At 69.9% G+C, this 22,642-nt stretch carries 20 protein-coding genes; 10 read left to right on the top strand and 10 right to left on the bottom strand.

Going from position 1 to position 22,642, the window contains the following annotated elements; all coding sequences use genetic code 11:
- Window positions 1-152: 152 nt before the first annotated feature.
- The 3 genes from ABH927_RS07625 to ABH927_RS07635 all read left to right on the top strand — a co-directional run bounded on the left by ABH927_RS07625 (window position 153) and on the right by ABH927_RS07635 (window position 2,601).
- Window positions 153-866 (top strand): hypothetical protein, encoded by a 714-nt coding sequence (locus tag ABH927_RS07625; protein WP_370019363.1) that lies wholly within the window; start codon window positions 153-155, stop codon window positions 864-866.
- 196 nt (window positions 867-1,062) lie between these two features.
- Window positions 1,063-1,869, top strand: coding sequence for a DUF3097 domain-containing protein (locus ABH927_RS07630; RefSeq protein ID WP_370019364.1), 807 nt, complete (start codon window positions 1,063-1,065; stop codon window positions 1,867-1,869).
- 90 nt (window positions 1,870-1,959) lie between these two features.
- A complete protein-coding gene (locus ABH927_RS07635; RefSeq protein ID WP_370019366.1) occupies window positions 1,960-2,601 on the top strand; it encodes a DUF4870 domain-containing protein in 642 nt (213 codons plus the stop codon).
- A gap of 10 nt (window positions 2,602-2,611) precedes the next feature.
- On the opposite strand, the gene hemW is transcribed toward ABH927_RS07635, so the two are convergent.
- Window positions 2,612-3,829: a radical SAM family heme chaperone HemW gene (gene hemW, locus ABH927_RS07640; protein ID WP_370019368.1), complete on the bottom strand. Its 1,218-nt coding sequence runs from the start codon at window positions 3,827-3,829 to the stop codon at window positions 2,612-2,614.
- 116 nt (window positions 3,830-3,945) lie between these two features.
- Between hemW and ABH927_RS07645 the strand changes: the two genes are divergently transcribed.
- Window positions 3,946-5,208: a glycoside hydrolase family 18 protein gene (locus ABH927_RS07645; RefSeq protein ID WP_370019370.1), complete on the top strand. Its 1,263-nt coding sequence runs from the start codon at window positions 3,946-3,948 to the stop codon at window positions 5,206-5,208.
- 75 nt (window positions 5,209-5,283) lie between these two features.
- Here the strand turns inward: ABH927_RS07645 and ABH927_RS07650 are convergent, their stop codons facing one another.
- Entirely contained in the window at window positions 5,284-5,910 is a 627-nt protein-coding gene (locus ABH927_RS07650; RefSeq protein WP_370019372.1) for an MOSC domain-containing protein, read from the bottom strand.
- 52 nt (window positions 5,911-5,962) lie between these two features.
- Window positions 5,963-7,789: a translation elongation factor 4 gene (lepA, locus tag ABH927_RS07655; protein WP_370019374.1), complete on the bottom strand. Its 1,827-nt coding sequence runs from the start codon at window positions 7,787-7,789 to the stop codon at window positions 5,963-5,965.
- Between the two features lie 167 nt (window positions 7,790-7,956).
- Here lepA and ABH927_RS07660 point away from each other — a divergent pair, with 167 nt between their 5' ends.
- Together ABH927_RS07660 and rpsT are read left to right on the top strand one after the other, a co-directional pair.
- A complete protein-coding gene (locus ABH927_RS07660; RefSeq protein WP_370019376.1) occupies window positions 7,957-8,943 on the top strand; it encodes a hypothetical protein in 987 nt (328 codons plus the stop codon).
- Window positions 8,944-9,083: 140 nt separating this feature from the next.
- A complete protein-coding gene (gene rpsT, locus ABH927_RS07665; protein WP_261585928.1) occupies window positions 9,084-9,356 on the top strand; it encodes a 30S ribosomal protein S20 in 273 nt (90 codons plus the stop codon).
- Between the two features lie 614 nt (window positions 9,357-9,970).
- On the opposite strand, the gene holA is transcribed toward rpsT, so the two are convergent.
- The 7 genes from holA to ABH927_RS07700 form a co-directional block, all read right to left on the bottom strand.
- A complete protein-coding gene (gene holA, locus ABH927_RS07670; protein WP_370019378.1) occupies window positions 9,971-10,936 on the bottom strand; it encodes a DNA polymerase III subunit delta in 966 nt (321 codons plus the stop codon).
- Window positions 10,937-11,118: 182 nt separating this feature from the next.
- Window positions 11,119-13,524 (bottom strand): ComEC/Rec2 family competence protein, encoded by a 2,406-nt coding sequence (locus ABH927_RS07675; protein WP_370019380.1) that lies wholly within the window; start codon window positions 13,522-13,524, stop codon window positions 11,119-11,121.
- Window positions 13,525-13,625: 101 nt separating this feature from the next.
- A complete protein-coding gene (locus tag ABH927_RS07680) occupies window positions 13,626-14,429 on the bottom strand; it encodes a helix-hairpin-helix domain-containing protein (RefSeq protein ID WP_370019381.1) in 804 nt (267 codons plus the stop codon).
- A 340-nt stretch (window positions 14,430-14,769) separates the two neighbouring features.
- Entirely contained in the window at window positions 14,770-15,621 is an 852-nt protein-coding gene (locus tag ABH927_RS07685) for a DegV family protein (protein WP_370019382.1), read from the bottom strand.
- Between the two features lie 194 nt (window positions 15,622-15,815).
- Entirely contained in the window at window positions 15,816-17,024 is a 1,209-nt protein-coding gene (gene hutI, locus ABH927_RS07690; protein WP_370019384.1) for an imidazolonepropionase, read from the bottom strand.
- 472 nt (window positions 17,025-17,496) lie between these two features.
- Window positions 17,497-18,909: a GTPase HflX gene (gene hflX / locus ABH927_RS07695; RefSeq protein WP_370019385.1), complete on the bottom strand. Its 1,413-nt coding sequence runs from the start codon at window positions 18,907-18,909 to the stop codon at window positions 17,497-17,499.
- A gap of 244 nt (window positions 18,910-19,153) precedes the next feature.
- On the bottom strand, window positions 19,154-19,837 hold the full coding sequence (locus tag ABH927_RS07700) for a DUF4097 family beta strand repeat-containing protein (RefSeq protein ID WP_370019387.1): 684 nt from the start codon (window positions 19,835-19,837) through the stop codon (window positions 19,154-19,156).
- 177 nt (window positions 19,838-20,014) lie between these two features.
- Here ABH927_RS07700 and aceB point away from each other — a divergent pair, with 177 nt between their 5' ends.
- From aceB to ABH927_RS07720, 4 genes are all read left to right on the top strand, one after another.
- A complete protein-coding gene (gene aceB / locus ABH927_RS07705; RefSeq protein WP_370019389.1) occupies window positions 20,015-21,601 on the top strand; it encodes a malate synthase A in 1,587 nt (528 codons plus the stop codon).
- Between the two features lie 171 nt (window positions 21,602-21,772).
- Entirely contained in the window at window positions 21,773-22,072 is a 300-nt protein-coding gene (locus ABH927_RS07710; RefSeq protein WP_370019391.1) for a type II toxin-antitoxin system Phd/YefM family antitoxin, read from the top strand.
- Complete coding sequence (locus ABH927_RS07715) at window positions 22,069-22,488, top strand: type II toxin-antitoxin system VapC family toxin (RefSeq protein ID WP_370019393.1); 420 nt, start codon at window positions 22,069-22,071, stop codon at window positions 22,486-22,488. The genes ABH927_RS07710 and ABH927_RS07715 overlap by 4 nt, the downstream gene beginning before the upstream one ends.
- Window positions 22,481-22,642: a hypothetical protein gene (locus tag ABH927_RS07720; RefSeq protein WP_370019394.1), complete on the top strand. Its 162-nt coding sequence runs from the start codon at window positions 22,481-22,483 to the stop codon at window positions 22,640-22,642. The genes ABH927_RS07715 and ABH927_RS07720 overlap by 8 nt, the downstream gene beginning before the upstream one ends.

Below are 22,642 nucleotides of genomic sequence, written 5' to 3' on the forward strand. Positions count from 1 at the left end.
CCTCCCTGTGCGTGGGAAACACGAACTCTGGCACTCTGTGTTCCCGAGTGCCAAGTGTACGGCCAGCGCCCCCGGGGTGCGATAACACGATCGACTACAAGGACAAGCCGACTGCAAATGGCTTACAAGCGGCATTCGCCAAACTCCCACCCATGACCGAAAATCCCAACCCGGGCCCCGCGGACGCCACCGTCCGGTTGCCGCACCCTCCCGCGCCCGGCGAGCCGTACGGCGCTTCCTACCCGCCGGGCCCCGCATATGCCTCCGGCGGCCAGTACCCGCCCCCCTCCTACGGCACGCCTCCCCCGCCTCGCGCGGCGGGCCCGGTCCGCCCCCGCCTTCTGTGGGTCTTCCTGGCCTGGGCGCTCTTCGTGGTCCTGCTGATCGTGGGGGTCGGCGGCTTCGCGGGCGGCCTGTTCTCCACGATCAGCGACGTCGCGCCGGCCAAGACCTTCGCCGGCGGCCAGGCGGTCAGCGCCAGGCTCGACCCGAAGGACAAGCCGGCCATCTACGCCGCCGCCGACCAGCCCACCAACGTCTCATGCGAGGTGCGGGGCGACCAGGACGAGAAGGTCACCCTCACCCAGCCGAAGACGTCCCAGACGGTCGCCATCGGCGACAGGAAGTGGGAGCTGCTCTTCACCGTCGGCGTCCCGTCGGCGGGGACCTACCAGGTGAGCTGCGACGGCGAAGGCGTCACGTTCGGCATCGGCAAGGAGCTCACCGCGAGCGGCGGAAAGCTCGGCGGCGCGATCGCGCTCCTGGCGCTCCCGTTCCTCGGCTTCCTGGCCGCCGTGATCGTGACCATCGTCGTGCTGGTGCGGCGGAGCGCCAACCGGCGGCGCCCACCCACCCACTCGCCGTGATCATGCACAGAGTCCCACGCTTGGCCTCCGACCTCGGCAAACCCCAGGCGGGATCATGCACGGGTTCCCGGTCGGCCTCGTCACGCAGGGCAAATCTCCACGTGATCATGCGGGGCGCCCTGTCCGGGACGGCGGACGCGGACACGGGCGGCGGGTTCGCCGCCGCCCCGGTCGCTGTTTTGCTAGCGTTCGCGGCATGTATGGGCGGGACGTGCTTTCCGGAGACTGGCGGCGCCCCAAGCGGGGCCAGATCCCCACGGTCCCGGCCGAGCCGGATCTCGTGGTCGAGGACGCGGAAGGCCGGTTCTGCGGCGCGGTGGTGGCCTGCGACAAGGAGGCCGTCACGCTGGAGGACCGGTTCGGGCGGCGGCGGGTCTTCCCCCTCGCGCCCGCCGGGTTCCTGCTGGACGGCAAGCCCGTGACACTCGTACGGCCGGCCGCCGCGCCCCAGGGCCCCAAGCGGAGCGCCTCGGGGTCGATCGCGGTCGGCGGGCTGCGGGCCCAGGTCGCCAAGGAGAGCCGGATCTACGTCGAGGGCGTCCACGACGCGTCCCTCGTCGAGAAGATCTGGGGTCACGACCTCCGGGTCGAGGGCGTCGTGGTCGAGTTTCTGGAGGGCGTCGACGACCTGCCCGCCATCGTGGCGGAGTTCGCCCCGGAACGCGGCCGTCGTCTGGGCGTGCTCGTCGACCACCTCGTGCCGGGGTCCAAGGAGAGCCGCATCGCCGCCCAGGTCTCCGGAGACCATGTGCTGGTCGTCGGCCACCCCTACGTGGACATCTGGCAGGCGGTCAAGCCGTCCGCGCTCGGCATCCCGGCGTGGCCGAGCGTGCCGCGCGGGGTTCCCTGGAAGGAGGGCGTGATCGCCGCCCTCGGCTGGCGGATGGATCCCCAGGAGGCATGGCGCCACATTCTCGGGCGGGTGCGGACATTCACCGATTTGGAGCCCGAACTCCTCGGCCGGGTCGAAGAGCTGATCGACTTCGTCACCGAACCCGAGTGAGCCCCGTGCCGGCGTTCCCACTCCCCCCGCCCGGTGCGGCGTGCCGCCAGCTAGCCTCGAATGACATACGGAAAGGCCAGGAGGCTTCCGATGAGTGAGAGCCCGCACCAGCACGAGCCGGACCCATTCGAGCCGCGAGCGCAGGAGCCGGGATACGGACAGCCAGGATACGGACAGCCGGGCACGCCCGGCTACGGCGGCGCACCCGGGTACGGCAGCTCCGGCCACTCCTATGGCCAGCCCGGTTACGGGGCGCCCGGATACGGACCATCCGGTTACGGGGCACCTGGATACGGACCGTCCGGATACGGGGCGCCGGGGTATGGCTTCGGGGCGGGCCGGCCGTACGTGCCGGGACAGTACGGCCCGCGGCCCGGCAGCGACGACACGACCATGGCGATCCTGGCCCATCTCTCCGGGCTCGCGAACCTCTTCATGTGGCCGCTCGGCATAGTCGGGTCGCTGGTGATTTACATCACACACAAGGACAAGTCGCCCTACGCGCGTGACCAGGCGGCCGAGGCGCTGAACTTCTGGATCACCCTCACGATCGCCTTCATGGCCGTGTGCGTCGCGTCCGTCCTCTTGATGGTGGTGCTCATCGGGGCCCTGGGCTTCCTGCTGCTCCCCGTCCTCTGGCTGTACGCGCTGATCACGGGCATCCTCGCGGCGGTGGCCGCCAGCCGTGGCGAGAACTACCGCTATCCGGCGACGATCCGGCTCGTGACCTGACGGTCCCGGCCTACGTCAGGTCGAGGACGAGCCCGTCGGCGAGAAGCCTGCCCCGCAGCGTCAGCACGATCCGCCCGTCTCCGACCTCCAGCAACCCCTCGGACACGGCTCTGTCGCATGCCGTACGGGCCCGTGGGTGAAGGTCGGCCAGCGGGAAGCCGGAGGCCAGGCGGAGCTCCAGCATCAGCCGCTCGACGGCCCGGTCCTCGGCGGACAGCACCTCGCGGGCGTGCGCGGGCGAGGCGCCGGAGGCGAGGCGGCCCGCGTACGCGGCCGGATGCTTGACGTTCCACCAGCGGGTGCCGCCGACGTGGCTGTGCGCGCCGGGACCGACGCCCCACCAGTCTCCGCCGGTCCAGTAGAGCAGGTTGTGCCGGCAGCGGGCCTCGTCGCCGGTGGCCCAGTTGGAGATCTCGTACCACCGCAGCCCGGCCGCCGAGAGCATCTCGTCGGCGATGAGGTAGCGGTCGGCGGCCACGTCGTCGTCGGGCATCGGCAACTCGCCCCGCCGGATCCGCGCGGCGAGCCGGGTGCCGTCCTCGACGATCAGCGAGTACGCCGAGACGTGGTCGGGCCCGGCCGCCAGGGCCGCCCCCAGGGAGGCCCGCCAGTCGTCGTCGGTCTCCCCCGGCGTGCTGTAGATCAGATCCAGGTTGACGTGCTGGAACCCGGCGCCCTTCGCCTCCCGTACGGCCTGCGCGGCCCGGCCGGGGGTGTGGTGGCGGTCGAGGACCTTCAGCACGTGTTCCCTGGCGCTCTGCATGCCGAAGCTCATCCGGTTGAACCCGCCGTTTCGCAGGATTTCCAGATATGCCGGGTCGACGGACTCGGGATTGGCCTCCGTGGTCACCTCGGCGTCCGGGCGCAGGCCGAACTCCTTGTCGATCGCCTCCAGGATCCGCACCAGATCGGCCGCCGGCAGCAGGGTCGGCGTGCCGCCGCCGAAGAACACGGTCTCGACGGGCAGGGCCGCATTCCCCATGTCCCCCAGCACGCGCCGGGCCAGCCGTACCTCCTCGATGGCGGTCTCCGCGTAGTCCCTCTGCGAGGCGCCGGGGCCGAGCTCGGCGGCCGTGTAGGTGTTGAAGTCGCAGTAGCCGCAGCGGCTGGCGCAGAACGGGACATGGACATAGAAACCGAACGGGCGTGATCCCAGCCCGTCGAGCGCGCTCAGCGGCAACTCGCCGGAGGCGGGGACGGGGTCGCCGTCGGGAAGCACGGAAGGCACGTCTCCAGTCTGCCGCCATTCTCCCGATGCCATTGACGCGCTGATCACCCCGGGTCTACGATCCTGCAGAATTTAAAAGAAAGTTTCCTAATAAAATCGCGCGCCAAGGAGACCACGTGCGCCGACTCCTCAAGCACACCCTCGTAGCGGCGGCCGTCGGCCTCGCGGCCGTCGCCGTGCCGTCGTCACCGGCCCAGGCACACCCCGACGGCTACAAGCGCGTCGCCTACTTCATCCAGTGGGGCATCTACGGGCGCAACTTCCACGTCAAGGACGTGGACACCAGCGGCGCCGCGGCCAAGCTGACCCACATCAACTACGCGTTCGGGTTCGTGGGCCCCGAGGGCACGTGCTACTCCGCCGACCCCTGGGCGGACTGGCAGCGCGGCGTCTCCGCCGAGGAGAGCGTCGACGGCGTCGCCGACACCGGCGACCAGCCGCTGAAGGGCAACCTCAACCAGCTCAAGAAGCTCAATGCCAAGCACCCCGGGCTGAAGGTGCTGATCTCGATCGGCGGCTGGACCGGGTCCAGGTACTTCTCCGACGCCGTGCTCACCCCCGAGTCCCGGGCCAAGCTGGCCGCGTCCTGCGTGGACCTCTGGCTCAAGGGCAACCTGCCCGGCCTGCCCGCCGGCGCCGGGGCGGGCGTGTTCGACGGCATCGACCTCGACTGGGAGTGGCCCGGCTCGTCCGGCAACGACGGCAACGTCATCCGGCCCGAGGACAAGCAGAACTTCACGCTGTTCCTGGCCGAGCTGCGCCGCCAGGCGAAGGCCTTCGACCGGCGCTCCGAGCTGACGGCGTTCCTGCCGGCCGCCGCCGCCAAGATCGACTCGGGCTTCGAGGTGAGCAGGATCTTCAACTCGCTCGACTTCGCCACCGTCCAGGGCTACGACCTGCACGGCACCTGGGAGCCTCAGACCGGTCACAACGGCAACCTGCTGACCGACCGGCGCGACCCCAACCCGGTGAAGTACAGCGTCGACCAGACCGTGCGCGACTACGTCAGCCGTGGCGCGCCCAAGCGGAAGATCGTCGTCGGCGTCCCGGCGTACGGCCAGGGCTGGACGGGCGTGAAGTCCAGCGGCAACGGCCTCTACGCCCCGGCCACCGGCGCCGCCCCCGGCGCCTGGGGTCCCGGCACCGAGGACTACAAGGTCCTGGCGGGCAAGCCCGGCAAGCGCTACCGCGACCTGCGGACGGGCACCCAGTGGCTGTACGACGGCAACGAGTTCTGGTCCTACGACGACCCGGCCGTCCTGCTCCAGAAGGCCGCCTACATCCGGCTCAAGGGCCTCGGCGGCTCGATGATGTGGTCGATCGACGGGGACGACGCCAAGGCGTCCCTCACGTCGGCGCTCTATTCCATTCTGCGCTGACGTCCCATTGACCCCGCCCTCCGCAGCACGCGGGCGGGTCGCTGGGGGCCGGAGCACCTGGTTGGCTCCGGCCCCCTAGCCTTTCAGCACTCTGCCGGCGGCGCGGTCCCACTTCTCACCGTGCCCCGGGTAGGCGAGCAGTTTGCGCATCAGGTCCTTGTCCCCGTTGTAGGCCAGGAACGACTCGGCGATCGTCACGCTGCCGGCCGGCCGTACCAGGACCTCGATCTCGTCGCCCGCGCCCAGGTCGCCCTGCTCGATCACGCGAAAGTACGCTCCCGGGCGGCCTGCCTCCGTGAAACGCCTGACCCAGCCGCGCTCGTCGAGCCAGTTGCGGAACACCACGCATGGCACGCGCGGGCCCGTCACCTCGATGACGGCGCTCCCGACCCGCCACCGCTCTCCCAGCAGCGCGCCGGTCACATCGGCCCCAATGGTGGTGAGGTTCTCCCCGAACTGGCCGTCGCGAAGCTTCCGGCCCATCTGGGGCTCCCACCAGTCGTAGTCCTCCCTGGCGTACGCGTAGACCGCCTGGTCGGGATGCCCGTGATGGGCGACGTCGGCGCGCTCGTCCCCCGCCAGCCCGTTCTCGCGTACGGCGACCCGCCCCTCGACGGCCCGCTTGTCGATGGCGGTCCGCTTGAGGTCGCCCGCCCACTCCGCGTCCACGGCCCGGCCCACGTTCACTGAGAGGATGCGCATGAACCGACGCTAACCCGCCCCTACATAACGGGGCGAGCCGATTTCTCCCGATCTACTTCTTGCTCTTGTCGGTGGAGCTCTCGGTGGACAGGGCGGCGACGAAGGCCTCCTGGGGGACCTCCACCCGGCCGACCATCTTCATCCGCTTCTTGCCTTCCTTCTGCTTCTCCAGCAGCTTGCGCTTGCGGCTGATGTCACCGCCGTAGCACTTGGCGAGGACGTCCTTGCGGATGGCCCGGATGTTCTCCCTGGCGATCACGCGGGCGCCGATGGCGGCCTGGATGGGCACCTCGAACTGCTGCCTCGGGATGAGGTCCTTGAGCTTCTTGGCCATCTCGACGCCGTAGGCGTACGCCTTCTCGCGGTGGACGATGGCGCTGAACGCGTCCACCGCCTCGCCCTGCAGGAGGATGTCCACCTTCACGAGGTCGGCGTCCTGCTCGCCCGACGGCTCGTAGTCGAGCGAGGCGTAACCGCGGGTCTTCGACTTGAGCTGGTCGAAGAAGTCGAAGATGATCTCGCCGAGCGGGAGCGTGTAGCGGATCTCGACCCGGTCCTCCGAGAGGTAGTCCATCCCCTGGAGCTGGCCCCGGCGGCCCTGGCAGAGCTCCATGATGGCCCCGATGAACTCGGCCGGCGCCAGCAGCGTGGCCTTCACCATGGGCTCGTAGATCTCGGCGATCTTCCCCTCGGGGAACTCCGACGGGTTGGTGACGATCAGCTCCCGCTTGTCCTCCATCACCACACGGTAGATCACGTTCGGCGAGGTGGAGATCAGCGACAGGTTGAACTCCCGCTCCAGCCGCTCCCGGACGATCTCCATGTGGAGCAGGCCGAGGAACCCGCAGCGGAAGCCGAAGCCCAGCGCGGCCGACGTCTCCGGCTCGTAGACCAGCGCGGCATCGTTCAGCCGGAGCTTGTCGAGCGCCTCGCGGAGCTCGGGGTAGTCGTCGCCGTCGATCGGGTAGAGGCCGGAGTACACCATCGGCTTGGGGTGCTCGTAGCCGCCCAGCGCCTCGGTGGCGGGCTTGGCCGTGCTGGTGACCGTGTCGCCCACCCGCGACTGGCGGACGTCCTTGACGCCGGTGATCAGGTATCCCACCTCGCCGACGCCGAGGCCCATCTCGGACGGCACCGACTCGGGAGAGATGACGCCGATCTCCAGGAGCTCGTGCTGCGCCGTGGTCGACATCATCAGCACCCGCTCCCGCTTGGACAGGTGCCCGTCGATGACCCTCACGTACGTCACGACGCCGCGGTAGGTGTCGTACACCGAGTCGAAGATCAGAGCGCGGGCCGGCGCTCCGGCGTCCCCCACGGGGGCCGGCACGTTCTCCACAACGTGGTCCAGCAGCTCCTTGACGCCCATCCCCGTCTTTCCGGACACGCGCAGGACATCCGCCGGGTCGCAGCCGATGAGGCCGGCGATCTCCTCGGCGTATTTGTCCGGCTGGGCGGCCGGCAGGTCGATCTTGTTGAGCACCGGGATGATGTGCAGGTCGGCGTTCATGGCCAGGTAGAGGTTGGCCAGCGTCTGCGCCTCGATGCCCTGGGCGGCGTCCACGAGCAGGATCGCGCCCTCGCACGCCTCCAGCGACCGCGACACCTCGTAGGAGAAGTCGACGTGCCCGGGGGTGTCGATCATGTTGAGGACGTGGCCGTTCCATGGGAGCCGCACGGCCTGCGACTTGATCGTGATGCCGCGCTCGCGCTCGATGTCCATCCGGTCCAGGTACTGCGCGCGCATGGACCTGTCGTCCACCACGCCGGTGAGCTGGAGCATCCGGTCGGCGAGGGTCGACTTGCCATGGTCGATGTGCGCGATGATGCAGAAGTTGCGGATCAACGCGGGGTCGGTCTGGCCAGGCTGAGTGCGCACCGAGGTCCGTTTCAACAGGGTGGGTGAGTGCCGATCGGTCGAGCCGGGTCGCCTCGCGGTCCGCGGGCTCTCCCGTCAAGGGCTGGCGGACCAGCCACCCTCCATGGTGGCATGTCCCGATGCTTGCCTCGACCACCAGACGGACCAACAGACGGACCGCCAAACGCGTGATTCGATGGACGGCCGTGGCGCTGGCCGTGCCGCTCGCGCTCGGACTCGCGGCGGCGGCCGCCCTGCGGCTGCAGTTCACCGGCTCCCCCGCCGCCTGGGCCAAGACGACCGGGCACGACGCCCTGTGGATGGGACACGCCTGGGTGGACGGCAGGCGCACCGCGGCCGACGTGGACGCCCTGGCCGTACGGCTCCGCGACAGCGGGATCCGGGACGTGTACGTCCACAGCGGCCCCCTGGGCTACGACGGCACCTTACGGCCGGACAGATACCTCAACGCCGGAAATTTCCTGAAATGGTGGCGCGAAAGGCTGCCAGGGGTGCGCGTGTCCGCCTGGCTCGGCCAGAGCGTCAACGACAACGGGAAGAAGCATCTCGACCTGGCCGATCCGGAGGCTCGGGGGAGGATCGTCGCGGGCGCCAAGGCGCTGACGGAGCTGGGATTCGACGGCGTCCACTACGACTTCGAGCCCGTGTCCGACGGGGATCCGGCGTTTCTCAGCGTGCTGCGGGAGACGCGGCAGGCCATCGGCCCCCGGCTCCTGACGGTGGCGACCCAGCAGATCGAGCCTTTCCCCGGCGTGCGGTATCCGTTCCGGCTGATCGGCGGCCACGACAAATACTGGACGCCGGGCTACTTCCGGCAGGTCGCGGACCTCACCGACCAGGTCGCCATCATGACCTACGACTCGTGGACACCGCTGCAGACCCTCTACGGCGGATACGTCGTACGGCAGGCGAAGCTGGCCATGGAGATCGTTCCCGAGCACAAGACCGTGCTCATCGGCGCGCCCGCCTACCACGACCACATGCTGGCCCTGAGCGACTATGCCGAGAGCGTCGCGGCGGCCGCGGACGGCACCCGGCTCGCCCTGACCGAGCACGGCCCTCGGACCAACCTCGGCCTCGCCCTCTATGTGGACTTCGCCGCCACCGAGGACGACTGGGCGGAATATCGAACCGGCTGGGTCCATCCGCGCTAGCATGGGGTCACAGGCGATGGCCGGTTGGCGTGATTTGAGCGGCGACCCGGCCTGTTGGTATCCTGTTCAACTGCGTGTGGCGCGCCCTCTCACGAGCCCGCGCGCCCCATCCGACCAAGACTTACACTGAGGCTTTCTTCGTGGCGAACATCAAGTCCCAGATCAAGCGCAACCGGCAGAACGAGAAGGCCCGGCTGCGTAACAAGGCGGTCAAGTCGTCCCTGAAGACGGCGGTCCGCAAATTCCGCGAGGCCGCTGACGGCGGCAACGTCGACGAGGCCGTGGTGGCCCTCAAGGCCGCCTCACGCCAGCTCGACAAGGCCGTCAGCAAGGGCGTCATTCACAAGAACCAGGCCGCCAACCGCAAGTCGGCGATCGCCAAGCGCGCCGCCGCTCTGCAGGCCGCCAAGTAGTCCACCCGGACTTCCGGCGCCGCATCCCCATAGCGGGGATGCGGCGTTTTGGCATGCACGGCGGGTGATTATCATGATTTCGATATCACGGCGGCATCGCCGCAGCGCATCCGCTCCATAACCCACCGTTTCGAGATCCCGTACGGACTCCCTAGAGTGGCCGTCCTGGGAAGCCTGCAACTCTGGCGCGTATGGGGACGTTGCACCGCGGTGTCCCCGAGCGGGATGTGCGCGATGACCACCCATGCGGACTCGCCGGCCAGCCCCCGCACCGCGATGACCGGGCCCAGTGTCAGCAGGACGCCCGCCGCGAGGTGCCGGACGCCGTGCCCGGCCACGCTGGCCAGGAACCATCGGTGCCTCTCCTGGCCTCCCCCACCCGTCCCGGAGATCGGCGAGGAAGTCGCTCAGCGCCGCTCGGTGGGGCGCCGTGCCGATGCCGCCTGTCCTCCGCCGGAACGACGGCGGCGACGAGCGGTGACACGGCGGGAACGCCGAACGCCACGGCGAGCCCGGGGCGGCTCGACAGCAGCCCCACCGAACCGAGTGATCAGCGCCCCTCGCCCCCGCCACCCCGAGAAGCCGCGCCATGGCTCCCGAGCGAACGACTCCGCTCAGCGCCCGGTACGGCTGGCGACGATGACCTGGACCGTCTTTTCGAGGGCGTACGCCGGATCGGTGCCGCCACCCTTGACCTGCTCGTCGGCGGAGGCCACGGCCTGCACAGCTGCCGAGATGCCCTCCGGTCCCCACCCGTTGAGCTGGCGTTTCACCCTGTCGATCTTCCATGGGGGCATCCCGACATGGCTGGCGAGCTGGCCTCCCCTCAGATTGCGGGGCGCGCCGCCGATCTTCGCCAGTGACCGGAGGCCGCCTGCGAGCGCGCTCACGATCAGCACCGGGGCGACGCCGGTGGCAAGGGCCCAGCGGAGCTGTTCGAGCGCCTCACCGAGCCGGCCCTCGATGGCCAGGTCGGCGATGGTGAACCCGCTCACCTCCGCCCGGCCCCGGTGATAACGGGCGACGGCCGCCTCGTCGATGTTCTTGCCCGGGGTGTCGAACGCGAGCTGGCTGCACGCCGCCGCGAGTTCCCTGAGGTCACTCCCCACCGCGTCGAGCAGAGCCTGGGCGGCGGCAGGAGAGATCGTCCGGCCCTCGCGCCTGACCTCGGCCTTGATGAAGTCCAGCCGTTCGCCCGGTTTCGTCGGCTTCACGACCGTGACGACCTCGGCACCCGCCTTCTTCACCCCATCGACGAGCGCCTTGCCCTTCACGCCGCCGGGGTGTGCCAGCACCAGGACGGTGTCGTCCGCCGGACGGGCCGTGTACTTCACCATCTCGGTGATGACGTCCTTCGGCAGGTCCTGCGCCGAGCGGACCACGACGACCGACCTGCCCCCGAACAGCGACGGGGACGAAAGCCGCGTCAGCTCCCCCGGCTCCACCTTCGCACCCAGAAGATCGTGGACCTCCGCCTCGGGATCGTCCGCGCGCACCGCCGCCACGATGGAGCCGACAGCCCGATCGGCCAGAAGTTCCTCGTCGCCGACGACCAGGGTCACAGGTGCTGGGTTCGCCATGCCTGGCAGCATGCCACGCCGGCCGGGCCAGGGCACACCCAGCCCGCGACCTCGTGGGTCGCCTCGAGACCTGAGGAGAAAGAAACAGAGATATCGGCGTGGAAGCCGAGATGGTGAAGCTTCTTCGGCCATGCCCACGACAGACCAACAGCCGCAGATCTGATCGGCGGCTCCGCTTGTCGTCAACCCGCCGCCTTGCCTCTGGGGACGACGGCCAGATGGACGGAGTGTGCGACGACTGCGAGGTCTCCGGAAAGGTCGGTCCGGTATGGGCGCATACCGAGCCAGCTAAGGCGGCGCAGTGTCAGGGGCGAGGGATGGCCGTAGTCGTTGACCGCGCCCACGCTGATCAGCGCCACTCGTGCCCGTGTGGCCGCGAGAAACGCCGGATCCTGTCGAGACGACCCGTGATGCGGAACCTTGAGCAAGTCGACCTGAGGCACTCCGACGTGTAGCAGGGCGGCCTGCGCCTCTGTTTCGAGGTCCCCGGCGAGCAACGCCGATCCGATCGGCGCCCCGGTCGCCCCGGACCAGCGCACGAGCAGCACGACGCTGCCGTTGTTCGCGATCGCTCCCTCCCCCGGCCCCTCTCGGGCGGCTCCGGGAGCCGGGGCCAGCACGGTCAGCTCGACGGTCAGCTCGGCCGCCCCGAACCGCCACCGCGTTCCCGGGGGCGTCACCCACTCAGGGATCCGTCTCGCCCGCAGTTCCCATGAGACACGGGCGCTCTCCCGTTCTGGGACGCGTCCCGGGCTCACGACCACCGCGCCGACCGGCCGGCCACGGAGGACCCCCGTGAGGCCGCCGACGTGGTCGAGGTGCGGGTGGGTCAGGACCATCAGAGGCACCTTACGGACGTCGAGGTCGTGCAGGCAGCGGTCGACCGGTCCGGGCTCGGGACCAGTGTCGACCACCACCGCCTTCCCCTCGCCCGCGGACAGCGCCATGGCGTCTCCCTGTCCCACGTCGCAGACCACCATCAGCCATCCCGGTGGGGGCCAGGGCGAGGCGACGGGCCCGGCGATGAGGGCGGCCAGCAGGCCGCCGATCACCAAAGCGGCGACGACCCGCCTGCGCCCGCGCCCGCGCAGGATGACCCAGCCCACGACAGCGGCTGCGACCAGTAGTCCGAGCCCCGGCATCCCGCCCGGCCAGTCAGCGGTCGCGACGGGCAGATCCGCGGCGCGCTCGGCGACGGCGATGATCCAGCCGACCGCCAGCCCCGCGGGGCGCACCAGAATCTGCGCCATTCCCATGCTCAGCGGCGCCAGCAGCGCCGCGGCGAAGCCGAGCACGGTGGCGGGTGCCACGGCGGGACCGGCCAGCAGGTTCGCCGGGATCGCCACCAGGTCGAGCCGGCCGGACATCAGGACGAGGATCGGCGTCACCGCCACCTGCGCCGCGGCGGGTACGGCTATCGCCTCGGCGAGCAACGCGGGCATTCTCATCGCGAGACGATCACGCCATCGGGGCGCGATGAGCAGGATGCCACCGGTGGCGAAGACCGATAGCGCGAAGCCGTACTGCCTGGCGAGCCCCGGGTCGAACAGCATGAGGCCGAGCACGGTGGCCGACAGCGCGGCGAGGCCGTCCCTCGATCGGCCACTGCCGAGCGCGATCGCGGCCACGGTGCCCATCACCAGGGCCCGCAGCACACTCGGGGACGGCCGTGCGACCACCGCGAACCCCAGCATCGCGGCGACCGCCACGACCGCTCGGACCGGGAGAGGCAGCCCGGCGAGTCTCGCGATCAGGAGCACGGCTCCCGCCACGAAAGCGAGGTTGGCCCCGCTGACAGCCGTCAGATGGCTGAGCCCGGCGGTCTTGAAGTCCTGCTTGACCTGGTCGTCCATCCGGGACACGTCGCCCACGACGAGGCCCGGCAGAAGGCCGCGCTCGTCGGGCGGGAGCACGTCACTCGCTTCCCGCAGCCCCGCGCGCAACGCTCCAGCGGCGCTCTGGAGGCTCGAAGGACCGGAGAGCGGCTCGGGCGGACCGCGGACGAGAAGCACGGCGGCGGTCAGCTCACCGGGCTCGGCGGGCCCCAACCGCCCCCGCACCCGTACCCGCTGGCTGGGCAGCAGCCCCCTCCACCCGTCACCCGGCCCGAGGAGGACGACTGGGACATCCACGACGAAGCGCGTCCGCGTGGTGGCGACCACGACCATCTGTGCCTCCATTACGGCGCTGTCCCGGCGGGTCACGCCACCGTGGTGCGGCCGCACTCTGGGGTCATCGGTGATCACCACCTCCGCCGTGACCGTGGCTCCGCGTGCCGAGAGCTCCGCCACCGGACCGCTGCTGACCGTGTGGACCTTGAATGCCACGACAGCCGCCGTCGCCGCCACGCAGGCCAGGACGGCAAGCCCCAGCTTGGCCACGGCACCGGCACCGGGCGAGATGACCTCGCGGCGCGACCTCCGCCTGCCCCTGGCGTACACCACCGCCGCGCCTGTGACGGAAACCCCGGACACGAGCGCGGCGACGACGGCCGCGCATCCCAGCAGGACCAGCGCGGTCGTCCACGAAGCGAGCGCCGGAGCCACGAGCACCACCGACGGAACGCCGCCCAGCCGCCCCTCCCGCACCTCCCGTCCCTCCGGAACCTCCCGGGAAGTCGTATCCGCCCCCCGGTCGTGAAGGCCCGCACCGGAGCCCCGCGCATCAGGTGCCGGGCGGGTGTCGCCGGTCATGCGGCGACCCTGTCTTTCAGCTCAGCAAACTTGCGTTGGCCGATGCCGGAGACCTCACGGAGCTGGTCGACGCTCCGGAAGCCGCCGTGGGCCTCCCGGAACTCGACGATGCGCTGAGCCAGGACGTCGCCCACGCCGGGGAGCCCGTTGAGCTGCTCGGCGGTGGCCGTGTTGAGGTTGAGCACGCCACCCTCCACAGGACCGGCCACCTGCCCGCCGCCCGGCGTGCTCGTCGCGGGCGCTCCCACCACGATCTGCTCTCCGTCGACCAGGCGTCTCGCGAGGTTGACGGCACCCGGGGTCGCCCCTTTCCGCACCCCTCCGGCGGCCTCGATCGCGTCGACGACTCTCGACCCGGTCCTCAGCGCCAGTACGCCAGGTCTGCGGACCTTGCCCGTGACGTACACGGTCACGCTGCTCGCCGGGGACGGCGACGACGCGGCGAATCCTGCGGCGCTCACCGGGCTCGGCGGCGCCATCGGCGGCCCGACCGGCTCCGCGACGGGCTGCGACCGCCAGGCGAAGATGCCCGCGACCACCGCCGCGAGCAGGCCGAGGAGCACCAGTACCCGGAGCCCGGGCGTTCCCGGATCCAGCAGAGGCGCGGCAGAGCCGAGCTTCGCGCGCACCCGCTCGGACAACCCATCGGCCGGGATATGCACGGCTGGCTCCTCCTCTTCGTCGTTCGGCTGAGGGGTGGCGACAGCCGTACTGAGCTCGTAGGGCGCGCCGAACGACGGCGGCGGTCCAGGCGCGGCGGGCGACGAGCGGATGCGAGCGGCGGGCGGGTCGACGCCCATGGGTGCCATCAAGCAGCGAAGACGGGCCTCGGCGACGGCCTGATGTGCCGGCTGCTGCGTTGTTCGCACGCCAGAGAAAGTAGGGATACGGCCGGACCCGCTTTCGGCCAGAACGCGGCTCTGGGGATAACGCAGGTTCTCCACAGGCCCGGCCCAGCCCGTAGCCGCTACTCGGACGGGACAAGACCGGCTCCCATCTCGTCGCCTGGCGAGCCGGATTCGCTCGCGGGCGAGGCCCGCGCCAAGCGACGGCGACCCGGTACGCGGTGGGAACCCGCGCCGGAAGGCCGGGCGCGAATAGGCCGGAAAGCCGCACGGGATGGCGAAATGGCCGGGCGGTTTACCGTACGGGCGGGGAGATGGTCACGCCGAGCGTTCCTGGCCCGGTGTGGACGCCGAGGACCGGGCCCACCTCGACGACCGTCATGCGGACCAGCTTGGGCAGCCGCAGGGTCAGGCTTTCCGCGAGGGCTTCGGCCCGCCCGGCGGCCATGAGGTGCTGCACCGCCACGTTGACCGGCTCCTCCCCGGCCGCCTCGACTGCCAGGCCCTCCAGGCGGGCGATCGCGCGGCTCGCCGTACGGACCTTCTCCAGAAGGGTGATCGTGCCGTCGCCCAGGTGTATCAGCGGCTTGATCGCCAGTGCGGATCCGACCAGGTTCCTGATGGCTCCGATCCGGCCGCCCCGGCGGAGGTATTCGAGCGTGTCGACGTAGAAGAAGGTGCGGGCCGCGTCGGCGCGCCTCCTCGCCGCCGACGCCACGTCCGCGAGCGGCGCTCCCGTACGGGCGGCCTGGGCGGCGGCGAGCACGGGAAACCCGAGGCCCATGGCGATGGACCTGCTGTCGATCACCTCGACGGGGACGGGCGCGTCTCGGGCGGCGATGCGGGCGGAGTCCACGGTGCCGGACATCTCTCCCGAAAGATGGATGGAGACGACACCTGAGGCCCCGCGAGCGGCGGCCGTTTCGTACGCGCCGGCGAAATGGCCTGGGGCGGGCCGCGACGTGGTGATCGACGACCGGTCACGAAGGGCGCTCGCCAACGCGGCGGCGTCGATCGGCGTCATGTCGTCGAAAGTCCGCTCGCCGACAATCGCCTGGAGTGGCACCACGGTGATGCCCCATCTGGCCGTTTCGGACTCGTCCAGGTACGCGGTGGAATCCGTTACAACGGCGACAGACGGCGACATATCGAGAGATTACCCGCTCGCGGCCGGCCTGCCTGATCACGCAACGAATCTCCGCAGGTCACACAGGCGCACAAGGAATCCATGCATGATCACGTGCAGCGGTGGGGCTGGTCAGACGGGATGCACGGGAATCCCTGCATGATCACGTGCAGGGGGCGCGTGCGTGATCACGTGCGAGGGTGGAGTGGGGTGGGTTATTGGACGGGGGTGCCGCCGCGCCAGACTCGGCGGGGCTTGAGGCCGAAGGACCAGGCGAACGCGCCCTCGTGGTCGGCGTCCCACTGGACGATGTCGGCCAGCCGTCCCGGCGCGAGGATGCCCCGGTCGGGAGCGCCCAGCACCTGCGCGCCGCCCAGCGTGGCCGCGCGCAGCGCGTCGCCCACGCTCATCCCGAACGCGGCCACCGCGAGGCTGATCACCAGGGACATCGAGGTGATGCCGCAGTGGCCGGGGTTGTGGTCGCTGCCCAGCGCCACCGTGATGCCCTGGGCGAGCATCCGGCGGACCGGCGGGAGGGCGCCGTGCTGCAGAGCGGTCCCCGGGCAGACGACCGCCGGCACGCCGTACCTCGCCATCATGGCGATGTCCTCGTCGGACGTGTGGTGCAGCAGGTCGGCCGAGGCGCAGCCCATCTCGGCGGCGAGCTGGACCGCCCCGCGGCGGTTGTACGCGCCCGCGTGGATGCGCGGCATGAGCCCGACGTTGCGCCCGGAGGCCAGCACCCAGCGGGCCTCGTCGGCGCTGAAGTGGCCGTCGTCGCAGTAGACGTCCACGCTGTCGGCTCCGGCGCCGGCGGCGTCCGCGCACCAGGCGGCGACGGCCTCGACGTAGTCCCGCTGGCGGCCGAAGTACTCCGGCGGCACGACGTGGGCCGCCAGGAACGTGACGTGCACCCGCGGCATCATCGGCTCTTTCTCGAGCTCGCGCAGCAGCCGCACGTCGGCCAGCTCGCCGTCGCGGGTGAGGTGGTAGCCCGTCTTGGCCTCGACGGTCGTGGTGCCGCTCAGCAGCCAGTCACGCAGCCGCTCGCGGACGCCGTTGCACAGCGTCCAGGGGTCGGTGCCGCGGGTCACGGTGACGGTCGAGCCGATGCCGCCGCCCGCCGCGTTGATCGCGGAGGCCGTGGACCCGCCGGACCGCATCGCCATCTCGGCGTACCGGTTGCCCGCGTAGACGGGGTGGGTGTGCGCGTCGATGAGACCGGGCGTGACGAGCGCGCCACCCAGGTTCTCCACGTGGTCGACGTCGACGATGTCGTCGACGACGCCCGGGACGCTCTGCGGCAGGTCGGCCGCGCGGCCGACCCAGGCGATCCGGTCGTTGTGCACGAGGATGGCAGCGTTGCTGCACACATCGTGCCCGGTCCAGAGCCGACCGATGTTGGTGAGAAGGCGAACAGTCATCCGACCACCTGCCCGGCATCCGTGGACGCCGAATGGGCCCAGCTTGTGGGCGCCGCGCCCACTGGGTCCGCTTCGTGTCCGGACGTCATTGGGGGGTCTCCTGCCTCATCGCGCACCGGTGTTGTGCGATGACCCTACCGCCAGGATCGTCAACCCGGGCGATTTCAGTTCAGTTACGTTATTTCACAGGTCGGCTTGATGTACAGGGTTATTGAGAAGAACGCCGGACCGCCTCACCGACATCGTGGGGTCACTTCCGTCTCCCCAGTGGCACCGGCGGCTGTCCCCGCAGCTCGTGGCCGATGCCCGCGCACGCCCCCCACGTGTAACAGCACTCAGTGGTGTCATCTTGTTACCCGCGCCATAAGGTCTCGTTAGGCTTCCCTTATCGTAGCAAGGGTAAAGACGCAGAGCCACCAATGACATGCTGCTACCACGCACGGGCGGGTAAATCAGTCAACTTCGGGCGATTTCAGACCGTTTCGACGGGCTTGGACACCTTGTCAAGCTCGGCGAACAGCCCGGCGAGGACCCGGGCGTGCAGGATCGTCCCGTCGCCCGTGTGCTCGAGCGACAGCACCTCGCCCTCGCTGTGCGCCCGCGCGACCAGGTCTCCCCTGTCGTACGGCACCAGCATGCGGACCTCGTGGTCCAGGCGGGGCAGCTCCTGCTCGATCATCGCCATGAGCTCGCCCATGCCGGAGCCGGTGCGGGCGGACACGACCACGCTGTGCCGCTCCTTCATCGTCAGCCTGGCCAGCACCACCGGGTCGGCGGCGTCGGCCTTGTTGACGACCACGATCTCCGGGATCTCGCCGGTGCCGTCGATCTCGGCCAGCACCTCGCGGACGGCGGCGAGCTGCGACTCGGGGTCGGGGTGCGAGCCGTCGACCACGTGCAGGATCAGGTCGGCGTCGGCGACCTCCTCCAGCGTCGAGCGGAACGCCTCGACGAGCTGGTGGGGCAGGTGCCGGACGAACCCGACCGTGTCGGCGAGCGTGAACACGCGGCCCTCGGGCGTGCGCGCCCTGCGGACCGTCGGGTCGAGGGTGGCGAACAGCGCGTCCTCCACCAGCACGCCGGCGCCGGTCAGCCGGTTGAGCAGCGACGACTTGCCGGCGTTGGTGTAGCCGGCGATCGCCACGGCGGGCACCTCGCGGATCTGCCTGCGGTGCCGCTTGGTCTCGCGGGCCGTGTACATCTCCTTGATCTGCCGCCGGAGCTTGGCCATCCGCTCACGGATCCGCCGCCGGTCCAGCTCGATCTTGGTCTCACCGGGGCCGCGGCCGCCGATGCCGACGCCGCCCGCGGCGCGTCCGCCGACCTGACGGGACAGATTGCCGCCCCAGCCTCGCAGGCGGGGCAGGAGGTACTGGAGCTGGGCCAGCTCGACCTGGGCCTTGCCCTCGCGGCTCTTGGCGTGCTGGGCGAAGATGTCCAGGATCAGGGCGGTCCGGTCGATCACCTTGACCTTGACGACCTCCTCCAGCTGCCGCAGCTGGCCGGGAGTGAGCTCACCGTCGCAGATCACGGTGTCGGCGCCGGTGGCGGCCACGATGTCCCGCAGCTCGCTCGCCTTGCCCGAACCGATGTAGGTGGCGGGATCGGGCCTGTCCCGCCGCTGGATGAGGCCTTCGAGGATTTCGGACCCCGCCGTCTCGGCGAGGAGCTTGAGCTCCTGCAGGGAGTTCTCCGCGTCGAAGAGCGTGCCGCTGGTCCACACGCCGACGAGGACGACCCGCTCCAGCCGGAGCTGCCGATACTCGACCTCGGTGATGTCTTCGAGCTCTGTCGACAGACCCGCCACGCGGCGGAGCGCCTGGCGCTCTTCCAGCTCGTAGTCGCCCATGGCCAGGTCTTCGGGCTCGTTGCGCATATATGTCATCTCTACTAGACGAACAATCCGACACCTGCGGTGTCTTCCCGTTGGTGTCTTCCCATCGATGGTGACACGACGCCTGCGAAAACCGCATCCCGTTATGTGCCCAGCTCGGCGAGGAGTCGCGCGCTCTCGGCGGCCCAGTGGTCCAGGCCGAGGCGCGTGTAGGTCTCGTGCGCCCGGCGGGCGTGGTCGCGGGCCAGGTCGCGATCAAGCGCCGCCGCGACCCGAACGGGGTCTTCCGCGGCAACTATCCCGTCTTGTAGACCCTGGCGGCGCCGGACCCGGTCTTCACCACGATCGTGCGCGGGGCGGACGGATCCTGGGTGACCTGCACGTCCCGGTCGCCCGAGCCGGTCTCGGTGGTCACGTTGTAGGTCCCGGAGGGCACCCACACCAGGCCGTCTCCCGAGCCGGTCTCGGCGTGCACCTGGTCGGGCACGGCGGCGAACCTCAGTTTGACGTCACCTGACCCGGTGTTCACCGAGACGTCCTTTCCGGCCAGCCCCCTGGCCTCGACGTCGCCAGACCCCGTGGTGACGGTCACCGGACCGGTCAGCTGGCGCAGCGTGACCGTCCCCGATCCTGTGTCGATCTTCACGTCCAGGCCGCGCGGGACCTCGACCTGGTAGTCGATCGAGCAGTCACCGCACTTGTAGTCCAGCGTCAGCGTGCCGGCGCTGACGCCGTGCCCGTTCCGCGGCTTCTCACCGCGCCAGTGCATGGTCTCCGTGACATGGACGCCGGTCCTGTCGGACTCGTTCACCACGAACTCACCGGACCCGGTGTGGGCGTCGAGGACCGTGACCTTGCCGGGCACGTCGTAGGACTGCACGGCCTGCTCCCGGCCCAAGTCCACATTCAGGTCGCACGCGCTCAGGGCCAGGCCCGCGCCCAGGACGGTTCCGGCGACGATCAGCGTCTGCTTTCTCATGCCTCGATTCTTCGGTCCCGTACGGCTCCCGCCCATCGGGGAAGCCCCCGAGGACTCCCCGAGGACTCCCGGGGCACCCCCTGAGGCCGCACCCCGCGTTGACCCTCCGGGAACGGGTGGAGTAGCGTCGATTCCACTATTCAGAACCATATTTCCGCATAATGGAAAGGAGCCTCGATGGAAGGCGTTGAGATCACAGGTCCTCCGCTCGATCGCTTCGACGAGATCCTCACGCCCGAGGCCCTCGCCTTCGTGGCTACCCTCCAGCGCGAGTTCGACGCCAGGCGCCGGGAGCTGCTCGCGGCGCGGCAGGACCGGCAGGCCGAGCTCTCCGCGGGCGGCACGCTCGACTTCCTTCCGGAGACCAAGCACGTGCGCGAGTCGGAATGGCGCGTCGCGCCCCCCGCTCCCGGCCTGGAGGACCGCCGCGTGGAGATCACCGGTCCGGTCGACCGCAAGATGACGATCAACGCCCTGAACTCCGGCGCCAAGGTGTGGCTGGCCGACTTCGAGGACGCCAACGCTCCCACATGGGAGAACACGATCAACGGGCAGCTCAACCTGCGCGACGCCCTCGACCGCGCCATCGACTTCTCCGCCGGAGGCAAGACCTACGCCCTGAAGCCGGACGAGGAGCTCGCCACTGTGGTGGTCCGCCCGCGCGGCTGGCACCTGCCGGAGAAGCACATCCAGGTCGACGGGTCCGAGATGTCGGGCTCGCTGCTCGACTTCGGGCTCTACTTCTTCCACTGCGCCCAGCCGCAGATCGCCAAGGGCCGCGGGCCGTACTTCTACCTGCCGAAGATGGAGTCGCACCTGGAAGCGCGGCTCTGGAACGACGTGTTCGTCCGGGCCCAGGAGCTGCTCGGCGTCCCGCACGGGACCATCCGGGCGACCGTGCTGATCGAGACCTACCCGGCGGCGTTCGAGATGGAGGAGATTCTCTACGAACTGCGGGACCACTCCGCCGGTCTCAACGCCGGCCGGTGGGACTACCTGTTCAGCGTGATCAAGAAGTTCCGCACCCGCGGCCGCGAGTTCCTGCTGCCGGAGCGGAACGCCGTGACGATGACCGCGCCCTTCATGCGCGCCTACACCGAGCTGCTCGTCCGCACGTGCCACAAGCGCGGCGCGCACGCGATCGGCGGCATGGCGGCCTTCATCCCCTCCCGGCGCGACCCCGAGGTCAACAAGGTCGCCCTGGAGAAGGTGCGGGCCGACAAGACCCGCGAGTCGGGCGACGGCTTCGACGGGTCCTGGGTGGCCCACCCCGACCTGGTGCCGATCTGCCGCGAGGTCTTCGACGGCGTGCTCGGCGAGCGGCCGAACCAGCTCGACCGGCTCCGCGAGGACGTCCACGTCACCGCCGAGGACCTGCTGTCGGTGTCCGAGACGCCGGGCCAGATCACCGAGACGGGTCTGCGCAACAACGTCGATGTGGCGCTGCGCTACCTGGCGGCCTGGATGGGCGGCCTGGGCGCGGTGGCCATCCACAACCTGATGGAGGACGCCGCGACCGCCGAGATCTCCCGGTCGCAGATCTGGCAGTGGATCCACAACGACATCGAGCTGGCCGACACGGAAGCCGTGGTGACCCGCGAGCTGGTCGAGCGGATCATCGGGGAGGAGCTCTCCAAGATCGCCACCGAGCCGGGTTACGACGAGGAGCTGTACGCCCAGGCCACCGCGCTGTTCAAGGAAGTCGCCCTCGACGACGACTTCGCGGAGTTCCTCACCCTCCCCGCCTATGCCCGTATGCCGTGACATGACGGATCTGCCGGTAGGGAATCGTCTCCCGGAGGGGACGATTCCCTATCGCGGAGCCGCACGCCCGTTCGACTTTCCGTCGCGAGCTTCCGTTACGCTGCGGATATGACCAGACACCCCCCGTTCGTGATCGCCTCTGTAGAACAGCGCTGTCCTACAGTGAAAGACATGGGAACCGTCTCGATTCGCGAGTTGAACCAGCACACCAGCGCGTGCATCCGCCGGGTCAAGGCGGGAGAGACGCTGGACATCACCGACAACGGCACCCTGGTAGCCAGGGTCGTCCCTGTGGACTCCGGCGAGGACGTGCTCGCGCAACTGGTGGCGCAGGGCCGCGCCAAGCCCGCGACAGCGGACCGCCAGCGCCTCCTCGACTGGCTGGACCGCCGTTTCGCGACGGAGCCCATCGACCATGGGGCCAAGGCTTCGAAGGCTCTCGAGGAGCTACGGGAGGAGCGGCTGCCATGACCATCTATCTGGACACCTCCGCTCTCCTCAAGCTGGCGGTTCGCGAAGACGAATCGGTCATGCTGGAGGCGTGGCTGCGAGATGAGGCGCAACAGGGAGTCGGCTGGGCGACCTCCACTCTCACAGAAGTAGAGCTTCCTCGCGCGGCGGGCCGCGCCGACCCCGAGTCCCTCGTCAACGTCCCCGTTCTGCTGAGCGGACTTACGCTTATAGAGATGGACGCTGAGATCCGCAGGAATGCGGCATCCATCACACCGTTCGGTTTGCGGACTCTGGACGCCATCCATCTCGCGTCCGCCCTGTACCTGGGCCGGGCTCTGTCCACTCTGGTCACCTACGACCGCCGGCTGGCGGACGCCGCGCGGAGAGCCGGGGTCAAAGTCGAGGCGCCAAGAGAAGGTGACCGAGATGAATGAGCCCCGTGATGTGGACACGGCTACCGACGACATGCCGGAGGGCTACAGCGAGCTGCTCTCGGACATCATCAGGGAGATCAAGGCGTTTCAGGAGTCCGTCGACCCCGAAATCCTTGACCTGTTGCTCGAAGGAGTGGACGAAGACGAGGACTAG

This window comes from Planotetraspora sp. GP83 (assembly GCF_041262585.1).
Classification (GTDB): Bacteria; Actinomycetota; Actinomycetes; order Streptosporangiales; family Streptosporangiaceae; genus JAOEGB01.

What these genes read in the sequence shown, in the direction of transcription:
- ABH927_RS07680 (WP_370019381.1), bottom strand. Translation starts at nt 14,429, where the DNA reads ATGGGCGTCGACCCGCCCGCCGCTCGCATCCGCTCGTCGCCCGCCGCG.
- aceB (WP_370019389.1), top strand. Translation starts at nt 20,015, where the DNA reads ATGGAAGGCGTTGAGATCACAGGTCCTCCGCTCGATCGCTTCGACGAG.
- ABH927_RS07700 (WP_370019387.1), bottom strand. Translation starts at nt 19,837, where the DNA reads ATGAGAAAGCAGACGCTGATCGTCGCCGGAACCGTCCTGGGCGCGGGC.
- ABH927_RS07685 (WP_370019382.1), bottom strand. Translation starts at nt 15,621, where the DNA reads ATGTCGCCGTCTGTCGCCGTTGTAACGGATTCCACCGCGTACCTGGAC.
- hutI (WP_370019384.1), bottom strand. Translation starts at nt 17,024, where the DNA reads ATGACTGTTCGCCTTCTCACCAACATCGGTCGGCTCTGGACCGGGCAC.
- hflX (WP_370019385.1), bottom strand. Translation starts at nt 18,909, where the DNA reads ATGACATATATGCGCAACGAGCCCGAAGACCTGGCCATGGGCGACTAC.
- ABH927_RS07630 (WP_370019364.1), top strand. Translation starts at nt 1,063, where the DNA reads ATGTATGGGCGGGACGTGCTTTCCGGAGACTGGCGGCGCCCCAAGCGG.
- ABH927_RS07650 (WP_370019372.1), bottom strand. Translation starts at nt 5,910, where the DNA reads ATGCGCATCCTCTCAGTGAACGTGGGCCGGGCCGTGGACGCGGAGTGG.
- ABH927_RS07715 (WP_370019393.1), top strand. Translation starts at nt 22,069, where the DNA reads ATGACCATCTATCTGGACACCTCCGCTCTCCTCAAGCTGGCGGTTCGC.
- ABH927_RS07625 (WP_370019363.1), top strand. Translation starts at nt 153, where the DNA reads ATGACCGAAAATCCCAACCCGGGCCCCGCGGACGCCACCGTCCGGTTG.
- ABH927_RS07710 (WP_370019391.1), top strand. Translation starts at nt 21,773, where the DNA reads ATGGGAACCGTCTCGATTCGCGAGTTGAACCAGCACACCAGCGCGTGC.
- ABH927_RS07720 (WP_370019394.1), top strand. Translation starts at nt 22,481, where the DNA reads ATGAATGAGCCCCGTGATGTGGACACGGCTACCGACGACATGCCGGAG.
- holA (WP_370019378.1), bottom strand. Translation starts at nt 10,936, where the DNA reads ATGGCGAACCCAGCACCTGTGACCCTGGTCGTCGGCGACGAGGAACTT.
- ABH927_RS07635 (WP_370019366.1), top strand. Translation starts at nt 1,960, where the DNA reads ATGAGTGAGAGCCCGCACCAGCACGAGCCGGACCCATTCGAGCCGCGA.